At 52.0% G+C, this 13,866-nt stretch carries 11 protein-coding genes and 1 riboswitch; of the genes, 6 read left to right on the forward strand and 5 right to left on the reverse strand.

The features are described from left to right. Positions 1-29: 29 nt before the first annotated feature. The gene (locus ACIDF8_RS08140) at positions 30-1,685 is read right to left on the reverse strand and encodes a hypothetical protein (RefSeq protein WP_412010123.1); all 1,656 of its coding nucleotides are present in this window, start codon (positions 1,683-1,685) and stop codon (positions 30-32) included. A 158-nt stretch (positions 1,686-1,843) separates the two neighbouring features. Next, on the reverse strand, positions 1,844-3,724 hold the full coding sequence (gene thiC / locus ACIDF8_RS08145; protein WP_412010124.1) for a phosphomethylpyrimidine synthase ThiC: 1,881 nt from the start codon (positions 3,722-3,724) through the stop codon (positions 1,844-1,846). A 27-nt stretch (positions 3,725-3,751) separates the two neighbouring features. Continuing rightward, a riboswitch (TPP riboswitch) is annotated at positions 3,752-3,864 on the reverse strand. Between the two features lie 148 nt (positions 3,865-4,012). On the opposite strand from thiC, the gene ACIDF8_RS08150 reads away from it, so the two are divergent. After that, positions 4,013-4,420 carry a hypothetical protein gene (locus ACIDF8_RS08150; protein ID WP_412010125.1) on the forward strand — a complete coding sequence of 136 codons (408 nt, stop codon included), beginning with the start codon at positions 4,013-4,015 and terminating at the stop codon, positions 4,418-4,420. Positions 4,421-4,760: 340 nt separating this feature from the next. Here ACIDF8_RS08150 and gatB read toward each other — a convergent pair whose 3' ends face one another. The 3 genes from gatB to gatC are packed head-to-tail and all read right to left on the reverse strand — an operon-like array spanning position 4,761 to position 8,030. Next, the gene (gene gatB / locus ACIDF8_RS08155; RefSeq protein ID WP_412010126.1) at positions 4,761-6,206 is read right to left on the reverse strand and encodes an Asp-tRNA(Asn)/Glu-tRNA(Gln) amidotransferase subunit GatB; all 1,446 of its coding nucleotides are present in this window, start codon (positions 6,204-6,206) and stop codon (positions 4,761-4,763) included. Between the two features lies 1 nt (position 6,207). Continuing rightward, a complete protein-coding gene (gene gatA / locus ACIDF8_RS08160) occupies positions 6,208-7,698 on the reverse strand; it encodes an Asp-tRNA(Asn)/Glu-tRNA(Gln) amidotransferase subunit GatA (RefSeq protein WP_412010127.1) in 1,491 nt (496 codons plus the stop codon). Between the two features lie 44 nt (positions 7,699-7,742). Beyond that, positions 7,743-8,030: an Asp-tRNA(Asn)/Glu-tRNA(Gln) amidotransferase subunit GatC gene (gatC, locus tag ACIDF8_RS08165; RefSeq protein WP_412010128.1), complete on the reverse strand. Its 288-nt coding sequence runs from the start codon at positions 8,028-8,030 to the stop codon at positions 7,743-7,745. A 128-nt stretch (positions 8,031-8,158) separates the two neighbouring features. Between gatC and ACIDF8_RS08170 the strand changes: the two genes are divergently transcribed. The 5 genes from ACIDF8_RS08170 to rodA are packed head-to-tail and all read left to right on the forward strand — an operon-like array spanning position 8,159 to position 13,841. Beyond that, positions 8,159-9,202 (forward strand): rod shape-determining protein, encoded by a 1,044-nt coding sequence (locus ACIDF8_RS08170; RefSeq protein ID WP_412010129.1) that lies wholly within the window; start codon positions 8,159-8,161, stop codon positions 9,200-9,202. 30 nt (positions 9,203-9,232) lie between these two features. Continuing rightward, positions 9,233-10,339 (forward strand): rod shape-determining protein MreC, encoded by a 1,107-nt coding sequence (gene mreC, locus ACIDF8_RS08175; RefSeq protein ID WP_412010130.1) that lies wholly within the window; start codon positions 9,233-9,235, stop codon positions 10,337-10,339. Beyond that, complete coding sequence (gene mreD / locus ACIDF8_RS08180; RefSeq protein WP_412010131.1) at positions 10,336-10,812, forward strand: rod shape-determining protein MreD; 477 nt, start codon at positions 10,336-10,338, stop codon at positions 10,810-10,812. The genes mreC and mreD overlap by 4 nt, the downstream gene beginning before the upstream one ends. A 4-nt stretch (positions 10,813-10,816) precedes the next feature. Then, positions 10,817-12,751: a penicillin-binding protein 2 gene (gene mrdA / locus ACIDF8_RS08185; RefSeq protein WP_412010132.1), complete on the forward strand. Its 1,935-nt coding sequence runs from the start codon at positions 10,817-10,819 to the stop codon at positions 12,749-12,751. Then, entirely contained in the window at positions 12,744-13,841 is a 1,098-nt protein-coding gene (gene rodA / locus ACIDF8_RS08190; protein ID WP_194749041.1) for a rod shape-determining protein RodA, read from the forward strand. Before mrdA ends, rodA begins: the two co-directional genes overlap by 8 nt. Positions 13,842-13,866: the final 25 nt, after the last annotated feature.

Below are 13,866 nucleotides of genomic sequence, written 5' to 3' on the forward strand. Positions count from 1 at the left end.
TCATGGCCTCCACAAGCAGCGGATATAGCTTACCGGTCTTCGAGTTGCCCTGTCCAAACGCGGGCCAATTTTGATAATTTATAGCGCAGGCTGGTGCCTTCATTGGAAAGCGCATCAAGAAACAGGGAAAGCCGGCGCGATTTAATCACTGTATAAAAAGTGAGCAGGCTGACCGGCACAAACACGATGCCAAAATAAACCAGCTTGTCCCACCAGCTGGTTTGGGTCAGGTCTATCAGATTCATGCCCAGCAGGCCGCTGGTCATGGTGCCGATGAGGCCCAAAATGGTCACCACAGTGAGCCGCACGACGGTATCTGCCTGGCGCTTTATTTCTTCCCCTTCCAGATATTCGGCCATATCCATAATGCGGCGGCGGGTTTTCTCAAACAAACTGACTGAATCCAGTTGCTTGAGCATCAAGGCAAACAGGTCTTTGGCAACCGCTTGGTCAGAGACATTTTCAAACCAGTAACGATGAGTAAAACGCAAAAACACAGCCGTGACATGCCGGATATTGCTGCGGAAAGATTTGACCGAGTCCTCACGCTGCATATTCAGGCGGCTAATCGCTTGCACCATGCGGTCTGAGAGCATGAGTAAGGCCGCTTTTTGAAAATGGGCGATCAAAAACAATAGAAAATACTGATTTTGGTAATGGCGCTTGATGCCATTTTTGTCATTGGTGAACACGCGGTGTTGATGGCTGCCCACCACCACAAAATTCTGGCCGGTACACATAATGCGCGTGGTGCTCCAGGGGTCTTGGCGGACATCATCCCAGTAACGGTCATAACAATGCTGTTGCTCAAAGTCTTGCAAAAACTGTTCACTAAACGGCAAGGTCTCTGAATGCCAGGGCTGGCACACCAACCCAAGACGGATCAAGTCGCCCCGCGACAGGGTACTCACATCATCAAAAGCAAGATAGGCCATCAAGGGCATGCGCTGATATTCAATTTCACGGTAACGCAAATCACCCTCTTGGCCAGAGTAATGCTGGACTAGCGGCGCCATCAGCGCAGACCAATGTAAGGAAACACAAGGCACGTGATTCTCTTTGACAAAAGCCAGGTAACGGGCTTTGTCTTCGTAATCAGAAGCGGCAATCACTTGCCCATGTTTATCCAGCCATTCCACACGTTTGGCGCAATGCCCGCCCTCGCCGTTATCATCCCAATAATTGGGATAGGTGCGGCCCAGACGATAGAGAATTTCCATGGCGTCGTTGAGCGGTAGATCACTAGCGGTGACTTCTAGCGCCAGCATGGCGACATCAATATCAAAAAAGAAATACAGCTCGATATGTGCCACGCGCAAAGTCAGCGGTGCTGTCTGGTCGGGCAAGGTGACGCGTACGGCCTGGATATCCTGCCGGCTGAAAATATGGAGCGGTGATTCCCCATAACCGCCAGCAGCATGCCCATGCTTGCCCTCGCCATATAAAAAGCGCTGGGCAAAAGGCATAAAGGTGACAAACTCTTGATAGCGGGTTTCGCTTAAGTGCGGGGCGCTGTGTAAAAAATCATCCTCAATTTCGGCCCAGGGAGAATCCTTGATGGCTTTCAGCGTTTCCCAGGGCGCATCAATTGCACCAGGCACAAGATGATCGGTCATTAATTGCACCGGCCACAGCAAGGTTTGCCTAAAATCCCGGACGATACTCGTGTGTAGATTGTCAGCCATGCGCAGTCTCCTGACCGCAATTGTGATGGAGAACTATAGCGCATGTGACCGCAGCAACATGGCGTAAAAAACAGTCAATTTCTGGACTAAATGACCAGATTGCAAGCCATAAAAAAACCGGCACTTGGCCGGTTTTAAAATACTAAAGCATCAAAAAATTACACTTTTTGATAAACTTCGGCGCCTTTTTTCACGAACTCGATGGCTTTTTCCTGCATGCCTTTTTCCAGGGCGGCTTGTTCATCCACGCCCAATTTATCGGCATAGTCACGCACATCCTGCGTGATTTTCATAGAGCAGAAATGTGGACCGCACATAGAGCAGAAGTGGGCCTGTTTGGCACCTTCCTGTGGCAAGGTTTCATCGTGGAATTCCTTGGCTTTTTCAGGATCCAGGCCAAGATTGAACTGGTCTTCCCAGCGGAACTCAAAGCGCGCTTTGGACAAAGCATTGTCGCGAATTTGTGCGCCAGGGTGGCCTTTGGCCAGATCGGCAGCATGGGCAGCGATTTTGTAAGTCACAATCCCCACACGCACGTCTTCCTTATCAGGCAAGCCGAGGTGTTCTTTTGGTGTCACATAGCACAGCATGGCGGTACCGTACCAGCCGATCATGGCCGCGCCGATACCGGAGGTGATGTGGTCATAGCCCGGCGCGATATCGGTAGTCAATGGGCCTAAGGTGTAGAACGGGGCTTCGCCACAGTGTTCCAGTTGCAGGTCCATGTTTTCTTTAATCATGTGCATAGGCACGTGACCCGGGCCTTCAATCATCACTTGCACGTCGTGCTTCCAGGCAATTTGCGTCAACTCACCCAGCGTTTTCAACTCGGCAAATTGTGCTTCATCGTTGGCATCATAAATAGAGCCAGGACGCAGGCCATCACCCAGGCTAAAGGCGACGTCATACTGCTTCATGATTTCACAGATTTCCTCAAAGTGGGTATAGAGGAAAGATTCTTTATGATGGGCCAAACACCACTTAGCCATGATAGAACCGCCGCGTGACACGATGCCGGTCATGCGTTTGGCAGTCATCGGGATATAGGCCAGGCGCACACCAGCGTGGATGGTAAAATAATCCACGCCCTGCTCGGCTTGCTCGATCAGTGTATCGCGGAAAATTTCCCAGGTCAGGTCTTCGGCCTTGCCGTCAACTTTTTCCAGCGCCTGATAAATCGGCACCGTTCCAATCGGGACTGGTGAATTACGGATAATCCATTCACGTGTTTCGTGAATGTTTTTACCGGTAGACAAATCCATGACCGTGTCGCCACCCCAACGGGTACTCCAAACCATTTTTTCCACTTCTTCGCCGATGCTGGAAGTGATGGCAGAGTTACCAATGTTGGCATTGATTTTCACCAGGAAATTACGGCCAATGATCATAGGCTCTGATTCCGGGTGGTTGATGTTGTTAGGGATAATGGCCCGGCCACGTGCGACTTCATCCCGCACAAATTCCGGCGTAATCACTTTAGGAATGCTGGCGCCAAAATTGTGACCTGGATGCTGTTTTTGCAACAACTCGCTCATGTTTTCACGGCGCTGGTTTTCACGGATGGCAATGTATTCCATCTCTGGGGTGATGATCCCTTTACGTGCATAGTGCATTTGCGTCACGTTGGCACCGTCTTTGGCGCGCAGCGGTTTACGGTGCAGGTTAAAGCGCATTTCGGCCAGCGCAGGATCGTTCAGGCGCTCCTGGCCATATTTGGAAGTCGGGCCCTCCAACTGCACGGTGTCGTTGCGCTCAGCAATCCATTGTGCACGCAAAGCTGGCAGACCGTTGCGAATATCAATAGTGGCATTCGGGTCAGTATAAGGACCCGAGGTATCGTATACCACGACAGGTGGGTTTTTATCGCCACCAAAACTGGAAGGGGTATCGCTCAGGCTGATTTCACGGAATGGCACCTGAATGTCAGGGCGGGAGCCTTCGATGTAAATTTTGCGTGATTTGGCAAATGGTTTGGTGGCAGCTTCGTCAACTTTGGCATCCGCGTTGACGAATTTGATGTTCTTATCAATAGCGTTCATTAGGCATCCTTAAAAGAAAAGACGTAAGGATGCGGAGACTTGCATTCCCTACGGCGGTATGACCCGCATCAGGTTCGAAGGGTAACTCTCACCGCAAAAACCTCACAAAATGAAGGATTTACAGACCCCTAGCAACGGACGAATTGTGCGGGAAAACGCCTGATAACGCAAGTAAAACAAAGTTTTGCATCTGCCGCCGCTTGACAAGTAGACAGACCTGTCTACAATTACCCTGCCCGACACAAATAAAGATCACGGGTTATTTTTTAATGCGTTCAGGAGAGAAACATGGAAGTGTTATTGATAGGGGCAGTGGCTTGTATCACTGCGTTAATTTTGTCTGCATGGCTGATGACCTTTGCCCGCTGGTTTCCGATCAAAGGGATTGATGGCGAATTTTTGGTGGACTATAAAACCATGATACGCGCCCACGTTGACTATGCGCTCATGGCATTATTCGGCCTTGGCTTTTATGGCGCATCCAAAGCAGCGGGCGTGGAGTTGCATCACTTTGCCTGTGTATGCGTGGCGGTTGGCGGCTTTACCAATCCAACTATTTTTACCATTGCGGCTTTTGATACCGACTTTTGGAGCAAAACCAAGTGGAGAGTGTTTTCTGCGATCAGTTTTATACTCACCACCATCGGCTTTATGACCATCTCATGGCAACTAATTTGCCATGCCCTGGGCCAATAGCGAATAGATGAATTGAGGGGGTTAACCTGGGTTTATCCTGTTTTAGTTTGATGCTTGCCTGCCGATAACTATTTATGCGTGTGACGGACGTCATGCGCAGGCAGCAAATGACTTTACACTTGAAATGCTAACAGGAGATCAGAATGAAAAAATTCGCAGCTTTAGTATTGGTAATGATGGCCGTATTCTCAAATGTTTCTTTTGCAGATGAGCATTGCAAAGACCATCACGACAAAGAGCATTGCAAGTAATCCTGAGCCACAAAGCTTAGAGAGTCATGTCAAAAAAACAAACCCCGCCAAAAGCGGGGTTTGTTTTTATCCATCGTCCAATTAACAAGCTAGCCCAACATCTTCTTAAGTAGCTCATTCACCTGCGCAGGATTGGCCTTGCCCTTAGACGCTTTCATACACTGGCCAACCAGCGCATTAAAGGCTTTTTCCTTGCCGGATTTGTATTCATCCACCATAGCCTGGTTCGCGGCCAATACTTCGTTAATGATGGCTTCAATCGCGCCAGTATCAGACACTTGTTTGAGGCTTTTGGCCTCAATAATGGCATCCACTTCACCCTCACCGGTCCACAAACCTTCAAACACCTGTTTCGCGGCGTTATTGGAGATAGTGTTGTCAGCAATCCTTTTAAGCAAAGCCGCCAGCTGTGTAGCACTCACCGGACTGTCGGCAATGGTTTTTTCTTCGGCATTGAGCTTGGCTGAGAGCGCGCCCATCACCCAGTTTGCCGCCTGTTTGGGCTCAGCACCCGCTTGTACGGTGGCCATAAAGTAATCCGCCATGCTGCGCGAGGCGGTCAATGTACTGGCATCATAGGTAGAAAGTTGGTACTCGCTCACCAACCTGGCTTGCAAGGCTTGTGGCAGTTCTGGCATCTCGGCACGCACCCGCGCTTTATCCGCTTCAGTCACTTCCAGCGGCAGCAGGTCAGGATCAGGGAAATAGCGGTAATCGTTCGCTTCTTCCTTGCTGCGCATGGCGCGGGTTTCACCGGTGTCCGGGTTAAACAGGACGGTGGCCTGCTGGATGGTACCGCCATCCTCCAGCGTCTCAATTTGCCACTGGGTTTCATACTCAATGGCCTGCTGCATAAACTTGAACGAGTTCAGGTTTTTGATCTCGCGTCGGGTGCCGAATTTTTCGGTGCCTTTGGGCCGCACGGAGACGTTAACGTCACAACGGAAGCTACCCTCCTGCATATTGCCGTCACAAATACCTATCCATTGCACCAGCTCGTGCAGTTTTTTCGCATAGGCAACGGCTTCAGCCGCGCTACGCATATCCGGCTCGGTCACGATTTCCAGCAATGGCGTTCCCGCACGGTTCAAATCTATGCCGGACATGCCTTCAACCGCCCCGTGCACCGATTTACCGGCATCCTCTTCAAGGTGCGCGCGGGTGATGTTGATCACCTTCTCGTAGGCATCGGTATTTTTACCGGCAGGCACTTGTATGGTGATTTTGCCTTTACCCACGACCGGCAACTCAAATTGGCTGATCTGGTAGCCTTTAGGCAGGTCTGGGTAAAAGTAATTCTTGCGTGAGAAGACGCTGCGCGGCGCCATTTCGGCATCAATCGCCAGGCCAAATTTGATCGCGCATTCAACGGCTTTCTTATTCAGCACAGGCAATACGCCCGGCAAAGCGATGCTCACTTCACACGCCTGGGTGTTTGGGGCAGCGCCATAGGTGGTCGAGGCGCCACTGAACTGCTTGGAACTGGTTTGTAACTGTACGTGGGTTTCCAACCCGATCACGACTTCCCACTGCATGTTAAATGTTCTCCAAACCGGCTGGCATACGTGTGTGCCAGTCTGTCACTTGTTGATAGGCATGACCGACATTGAGCATGCGTGCCTCATCAAAATAATTACCAATAATCTGTAAGCCCACAGGCAAATCCTTGCCTTCACTGCTTTGTGCAAACCCGGCCGGGATGCTCATGCCTGGCAAGCCCGCCAGGTTTACTGCAATGGTGTACAGATCTTCCAGGTACATGGCCACCGGATCGCTGGTTTTTTCACCGGCTTTAAAGGCGGTTGAGGGCGCCGCCGGCCCCATAATGACGTCACACTGCTTGAAGGCTTCTACAAAATCTTGCGCAATCAGGCGGCGAATTTGCTGGGCCTTGAGGTAATAGGCATCGTAATAACCGGCGCTCAACACATAGGTACCAATCAGGATACGGCGTTTAACCTCAGCACCAAAGCCTTCGGCACGCGACTTCATGTACATTTCCATCAGGTCATTGTATTCCGCCGCACGGTGACCATAACGCACGCCATCGTAACGTGACAGGTTGCTGGAGGCTTCCGCCGGGGCGAGCACGTAATAGACCGGAATCGACAAATTGTTATTGGGCAAACTGATCTCAACAATCTCGGCGCCCAGTTTTTTGTATTCTGCAATTGCCGTTTCAATGACTTTGGCGACGTCGGCATTCAGGCCTTCAGCAAAATATTCTTTAGGCAAGCCAATGCGCAAGCCTTTAAGCGGTTGTGCAGTTTCCATGGCACTCAAGCCACGGGTGTAATCTTCTTTTTCACGTTGCACACTGGTGGAGTCACGCTCGTCAAAACCGGCCATGACATTCAGCATCAACGCACAGTCTTCAGCCGATTTGGCCATGGGGCCTGCCTGATCCAGCGACGAAGCAAAAGCGATCATGCCGTACCTCGAGACCAGACCGTAAGTAGGCTTGAGGCCAGTAAAGCCACAGAGTGACGCTGGCTGGCGGATAGAACCTCCCGTATCTGTCCCGGTGGCTGCGGCACACAACCGGGCAGCGACGGCAGCGGCTGAACCGCCTGAGCTACCGCCAGGCACGCGGTCAACATCCCACGGGTTTTTGACGCCGCCAAAATAGCTGGTTTCGTTAGAAGAGCCCATGGCGAACTCGTCCATATTGGTTTTACCCAGATTCACCGCACCAGCGGCATCAAACTGGCTGATCACATGCGCGTCATAAGGTGCAATAAAGTTCTCCAGCATTTTGGAGCTACAGGTCGTGCGCCAGCCCTGAGCACAGAAAATATCTTTTTGCGCCAAAGGGATACCAGTCAAAGGCCCGAAATCACCGGCAGCGATACGTGCATCGGCCGCTTTGGCTTGTGCCAGTGTTTTTTGTTCGTCTATGGTGACATAGGCATTGATGCCGGGGTTGAGTTTGGCCATGCGCTGCAAATAGGCCTGCGTCAACTCCACGCTGGAAATTTGTTTGCTGGCCAACTGCTGGCCCAGCTGTTTTAAACTACTGTTTATCATAGTGGAAACCGTAAAAAAGAACCGTCAGAGCTGCCTGGAAGCGCTTATTCAATGACCTTAGGCACCAGGTAGAGGCCGTCTTGCGTGGCAGGTGCAATCGATTGAAATAATTCACGCTGATTGGTTTTAGTCACCACGTCGTCACGCAGACGTTGCGTGACATCTTGGGAGTGGGACATGGGAGTGATGCCGGTGGTATCCACCGCCTGCATTTGCTCAATCAAGCCCAGAATGCCGGAAAGTTTGGTCAGGGTTTCTTGCGCCTCATTGTCGCTGACCTCGATACGGGCCAGGTGTGCGATACGCTTGATATCATCTAGATTCAGTGCCATGTGCGGTTAATTGTCTATAAGATTTTGAAAACACATCTTAATTTCATGTGCGTTTTGCGCTATTATACCTTGATTTTATGCCGCACTCAGTGGGCAGCACCAAAGTCAGAATTTTCACAGGATAAAACATGTTCGGTTCAATCAACAGCTACTTCTCCAATGACCTTGCCATTGACCTTGGCACCGCCAACACGCTTATCTACGTGCGTGGCAAAGGCGTGGTACTGGATGAACCGTCGGTAGTGGCAATCCGCACCGAAGGCGGCCCCAACGGTAAAAAAGTATTGCTGGCAGTCGGTTCTGACGCTAAAAGCATGCTGGGCCGTGCGCCAGCCAACATCCAGGCCATCCGCCCAATGAAAGACGGTGTGATTGCCGACTTCACCATCACCGAGCAAATGCTCAAGTTTTTTATCCGTAAAGTCCACGAATCCCGCTGGTTCTCACCCAGTCCACGCATTATTATTTGCGTTCCGGTCGGCTCTACCCAGGTTGAACGCCGTGCGATTAAAGAATCCGCTGAACGCGCGGGCGCCAAGCAGGTGTTCCTGATTGAAGAACCGATGGCAGCGGCGATTGGTGCCGATATGCCGGTCGCAGAGGCGACTGGCTCCATGGTGGTGGATATCGGCGGCGGCACCACTGAAGTAGGCGTCATTTCACTGGGCGGGATTGTGTACGCCAAGTCCGAGCGCGTGGGTGGTGACAAATTTGACCAAGCCATTATTGACTACATCCGCCGCAATTACGGCATGCAAATCTCCGAGCCAACCGCCGAAGCGATCAAGAAAAAAATTGGTTCAGCCTTCCCTGGCTCAGAGGTATTGGAAATGGAAGTGACTGGCCGTAACCTGGCAGAAGGCTTGCCACGCAAGTTCACTATCTCCAGCAACGAAATTCTCGAAGCGCTGACTGAGCCGCTTAACTCTATCGTTGGTGCAGTGAAATCTGCCCTCGAACAAACCCCGCCAGAACTGGGCGCGGATATTGCCGAAAAAGGCATGGTCTTGACCGGTGGTGGCGCGCTGTTACGCGACCTGGATCGCCTCCTGGTGGAAGAAACCGGCTTGCCAGTCATTGTCGCCGAAGATCCGCTGACTTGCGTAGCCCGTGGCTGTGGCCGCGCGCTTGAAGAAATGGACAAGCTGGGCAACGTATTCGCTAGCGAATAAATCTGGACTCAGTTGGCGCGGCCCTAGATTATGCTTAAAGGCATCCACCAACAGCTTGATCCGCAAGAGTCGCCGGCCTTTTTTATCCAGGGGCCCAAGCCGTTCTCGCGCCTGATGTTTTTTTGCACGCTATCCTTGGTCATGATGGCGGTCGACGCACGTTTTGACTATTTAAGCCAGGTACGGCAATGGTTTAGCACCGCCCTCCACCCGCTTGAAGTCATCGCCAGCGCCCCGAACGAATGGGGCCGCAATATCAATACCTACTTTACCTCGCATAACCAGCTGATTCAGGATAACTTCAAGCTCAAACAGCAGGCGCTGATCGACCATGCAGCCTTGCAGCGCCTGGCCACGGTCGATGCCGAAAACGCACATTTGCGCACCTTGCTGGCGGGAGATGCCCCCATTATCCCTGAAGCCACCCTGGGCGAAGTCATGCACATGGGCCGCGACCCGTTTAGCAACATCATCACGCTCAACCGCGGTAGCCACCATCACATCACGCCGGGGCAAGCGGTGGTAGACGAACAAGGGGTGGTTGGCCAGATCACGCGCGTGTATCCGTTCACCAGTGAAGTCACGCTGATCACCGACAAAAAACTGTCGATTCCTATCCAGATCGAGCGCAACCAACTGCGCGCGATTGCCTTTGGCGAAGGCAAGCGTAACACGCTGGATATCCCTTACCTGCCAACCAGTGTTGATATCAAAGTGGGTGACAAACTGGTGACTTCAGGTATTGATGGCGTTTATCCTGCTGGCTTGGCCGTGGCCGTTGTGACCCAAATCAAGCAAAGCCAGGATTCGCCGTTTGCCAAAATTATTAGCCGGCCGATTGCTGGCGTGAATAACCACAAGCATGTGTTAATCCTCAAGGTCCCGGAGTCTCCTGCCAATAACCTTATGTCCGAGAGTCGGCCCATGTTGCAGCGTAATAATGCACAACATCTGGACCAATCTGTCGTGGATGTCTTACAAAAGAACAATGCCCAAGTAGACCCTAATCCGGTGACGAGCCCCCCCGTGCTGGATGCCGGCCAACCGAACACAGAAACAACGTCGCCACCCGGCAGCGCAGCCCCAAATGACCCTGTAGCAGCCCCTGCTACACCTAAGACACCGGAGCGGCCATGAAGCCGGTTAAGTTCAGCACCTTCTTCTTCACTTTGCTGGTCGGGTTAATTTTTCAGCTCTACCCCTGGTCCAATGCAGGCATCATTGTCCGTCCAGACTTCCTGCTGGTCATCATGTTGTACTGGTTGCTGCAAGCGCCTTACCATTGCAATATCGGCTGGGTCTGGTTCGCAGGCCTGCTGGTGGACTTATCCACTGGTAGCCTGCTCGGTCAGCATGCCCTGACCTTTGCCATTACGGCTTTTTTAGGGCTGATTTACCAGCGCAGGCTGGTGCTATTCAACCGCTGGCAGCTGTATTTATACGTGTTGTTCTTGTTTGGCGTAGAACGCGGGCTGATTTTACTACTCAAGCTATTTGCTGGCGGCGAGTTGCCGGACTGGACCTATGCCCTTCCCATCGTTTCTGACCTGATTCTGTGGCAGTTCATGATTATCTGGTTTGGCGAACTGACCCGACCCAAGAAATTGTAAGCACATGGGGTACAGCACTGAACTCAAAAACCATCAAAACGAACAGCACAAGTTCAGGGTTCGTCTGGTTTTTCTGGTATTAATGGTTCTGGCAGCGTTTTCAGCGCTGTTGGGCCGCTTTTATTTTCTGCAAGTCTACCGCTACGACTATTATCAAACACTGGCAGAAAACAACCGCATTTCTATCGTCCCCATCACGCCAAACCGCGGCCTCATTTCTGACCGCAATGGCATTATCCTGGCACACAATTTCTTCGTCTATACCTTGGAAATCACGCCATCCAAAACAGAAGATTTACAGGATACGATCGTCGAATTAGGCAAGCTGGTGGAAATCTCGCCGACCGACCTCAAACGCTTTAAAAAGCTGCGGGCGCAAAGCCATACCTTTGAAAGCATCCCTATCCGCACGCACCTCAATGAATATGAAGCGGCCAAGTTTGCTGTCAACCGCTTCCGTTTTCCCGGAGTAGAGCTCAAGTCCAGGCTGTTCCGCCATTACCCTTATGGCACACTGGGCACGCATGGGATCGGCTACATCAGCCGTATTAACGAACACGACCTCAAGCAGCTCAAAGAAACCAACCAGCTTTCCAACTACAAAGGGACCGAGCATATTGGTAAGGCTGGTGTAGAACAAGCCTACGAGGCTGAGCTGCATGGAGAAACAGGTTTCCAGCAAGTGGAAATTGATGCCGATGGGCGCGCGGTACGTGTGCTGTCGAGTGCATCGCCTACCTCGGGCAATAACGTGGTGTTGTCCATGGACGCCAAAATGCAAGAAATCGCCGAGCAGGAGTTTGCTGGTCGCCGTGGCGCGCTGGTAGCCATCCAACCCAAAACCGGTGAAGTACTGGCCATGGCCAGTATGCCTTCATTTGATGCTAACCTGTTTGTCGATGGCATTGATTTTGATAACTGGAATCTGTTGAACAATTCGCTGGATAAACCGCTGATCAACCGGACCTTGAAAGGGATTTACCCGCCAGGTTCCACCTTCAAACCGTTTGTCGCGCTGGCCGGGCTGGAGTCAGGCAAGCGGCAACCACCGTTCACTATCAGCGACCCGGGCTATTACACGCTACCTAACAGCCGTCACCGCTACCGCGACTGGAAACCCTCTGGCCATGGTTCGGTCGATATGCGTAAAGCTATTACCGTGTCTTGCGATACCTTTTTTTATGGCCTCGCAGTCGAACTGGGCATAGACCGACTGACCGACTTTGTCCGGCATTTTGGCTTTGGTGAAAAAACCAATATTGACATCCAGGGCGAGCTGGGAGGCTTGCTACCCACCCCGGCCTGGAAGCAAAAACGCTTTAAACAGCCGTGGTATATGGGGGAAACTGTTATTGTGGGGATTGGACAGGGCTATACCTTGGTCACGCCCATGCAGTTAGCATATGCTACGGCCACACTGGCCAACAGCGGCAAGGCCATACAACCGCACCTGGTCAATGCGATTGTCAATGCCAAAACCAATGAAGTCAGAATGTTGCCGCACAAGCTTGCTGACCAGATCGCACTGGATCCGCAAAACCTTGAAATCGTCAAGTTGGGCATGATGGATGTGACCCGGCCAGGCGGTACAGCTGCCTCAATAGGCGCCAATGCAGGCTACGACATCGCCGCCAAAACCGGGACCGCGCAAGTAGTGGGCATCAAGCAAAATGAAAAATATAACGAAAAAGCGACTGCTGAACGCCATCGAGACCATGCCTGGTTTATTGCCTATGCACCCGCCGAGGACCCAAAAATTGCGGTGGCGGTGATTGTGGAAAACGGCGGGCACGGTGGCTCAGCAGCCGGGCCGATTGCGCGCAAGGTCATGGATTACTACCTGCTAGGCAAAGTACCGGCAGTGGCAGAAGCAACCATCACCACCGAAACGCAACCACAAAACACGTCGCCTGTGGTTGAGGAGGAAGAGCATGATTAAACAATGGATCGGCCATTTTATCCGGCATATTGATTCCATCTTGCTGGCCACCGTACTCATGGTGCTGGTGGTCGCACTGATGGTGCTTTACAGCGCCTCTGGCCAGTCTTTACTCAAGGTCAATGCGCAGCTGATCAATATCCTGGTGATGATGGGCGTGATGTTCCTGGTCGCCAATACCCAGCCCCAGCATATTGAACGCATTGCCCTGCCCGCTTATTTGTTTGGCCTGGCATTATTGATTGCGGTAGCGCTGGTCGGTGATATTAGCCATGGTGCAAGACGTTGGCTCAATCTTGGCGTGACCAAAATCCAGCCTTCAGAACTCATGAAACTGGCGGTGCCCATCATGCTGTCCTGGTATTTTTCCAAGCGCGAATCCCTGCTGCGCACGACGGATTATGTCGTCGCTGGCGTGATTTTGCTGGTGCCGGTGCTACTGATTGCCAAGCAGCCGGATCTCGGGACCGCGACCTTAGTGTTTGCTGCCGGTTTTTATGTGATTTTTCTGGCGGGGTTGAGCTGGAAATTTATTTTTGGCAGTGCGATTGCCTTTGGCGCGGCCCTGCCGATTTTGTGGTCCATGCTGCATGACTACCAGCGGCGGCGCGTAGAAATCCTCATCGACCCCAGCCAAGATCCGCTCGGCGCCGGTTACCATATTATTCAGGCGACCATTGCCATTGGTTCAGGCGGCATGACCGGCAAAGGCTGGTTGAATGGCACCCAATCACAGTTAGATTTTGTGCCCGAGCGCACCACCGACTTTATTTTTGCCGTGTTTGCCGAAGAGTTTGGCCTGGTGGGCTGTAGCCTGTTACTGCTGCTGTTTGCCATTATCATTGGTCGCGCCTTCATCATCGCGTCACAAGCCAAGAGTACCTTTTCCCGCTTATTGGCGGGCAGTATTGCCGCCACCTTTTTTACTTATTGTTTCGTGAATATGGGCATGGTGAGCGGTATTCTGCCTGTCGTCGGCATTCCGTTGCCGCTGGTCAGTTATGGCGGCACTTCGCTCCTGACCCTGGGCTTAAGCCTGGGCTTACTCATGAGCGTGCAATCGCACAAACGACTGGTGGCCACCGATTAACGCGGCCAGAAACGACCAAAGGACT

Origin of the sequence: Methylophilus sp. 3sh_L, from assembly GCF_046766015.1 — a bacterium.
Lineage (GTDB): Bacteria > Pseudomonadota > Gammaproteobacteria > Burkholderiales > Methylophilaceae > Methylophilus.

What these genes read in the sequence shown, in the direction of transcription:
- ACIDF8_RS08140 (WP_412010123.1), bottom strand. Translation starts at nt 1,685, where the DNA reads ATGGCTGACAATCTACACACGAGTATCGTCCGGGATTTTAGGCAAACC.
- thiC (WP_412010124.1), bottom strand. Translation starts at nt 3,724, where the DNA reads ATGAACGCTATTGATAAGAACATCAAATTCGTCAACGCGGATGCCAAA.
- ACIDF8_RS08150 (WP_412010125.1), top strand. Translation starts at nt 4,013, where the DNA reads ATGGAAGTGTTATTGATAGGGGCAGTGGCTTGTATCACTGCGTTAATT.
- gatB (WP_412010126.1), bottom strand. Translation starts at nt 6,206, where the DNA reads ATGCAGTGGGAAGTCGTGATCGGGTTGGAAACCCACGTACAGTTACAA.
- gatA (WP_412010127.1), bottom strand. Translation starts at nt 7,698, where the DNA reads ATGATAAACAGTAGTTTAAAACAGCTGGGCCAGCAGTTGGCCAGCAAA.
- gatC (WP_412010128.1), bottom strand. Translation starts at nt 8,030, where the DNA reads ATGGCACTGAATCTAGATGATATCAAGCGTATCGCACACCTGGCCCGT.
- ACIDF8_RS08170 (WP_412010129.1), top strand. Translation starts at nt 8,159, where the DNA reads ATGTTCGGTTCAATCAACAGCTACTTCTCCAATGACCTTGCCATTGAC.
- mreC (WP_412010130.1), top strand. Translation starts at nt 9,233, where the DNA reads ATGCTTAAAGGCATCCACCAACAGCTTGATCCGCAAGAGTCGCCGGCC.
- mreD (WP_412010131.1), top strand. Translation starts at nt 10,336, where the DNA reads ATGAAGCCGGTTAAGTTCAGCACCTTCTTCTTCACTTTGCTGGTCGGG.
- mrdA (WP_412010132.1), top strand. Translation starts at nt 10,817, where the DNA reads ATGGGGTACAGCACTGAACTCAAAAACCATCAAAACGAACAGCACAAG.
- rodA (WP_194749041.1), top strand. Translation starts at nt 12,744, where the DNA reads ATGATTAAACAATGGATCGGCCATTTTATCCGGCATATTGATTCCATC.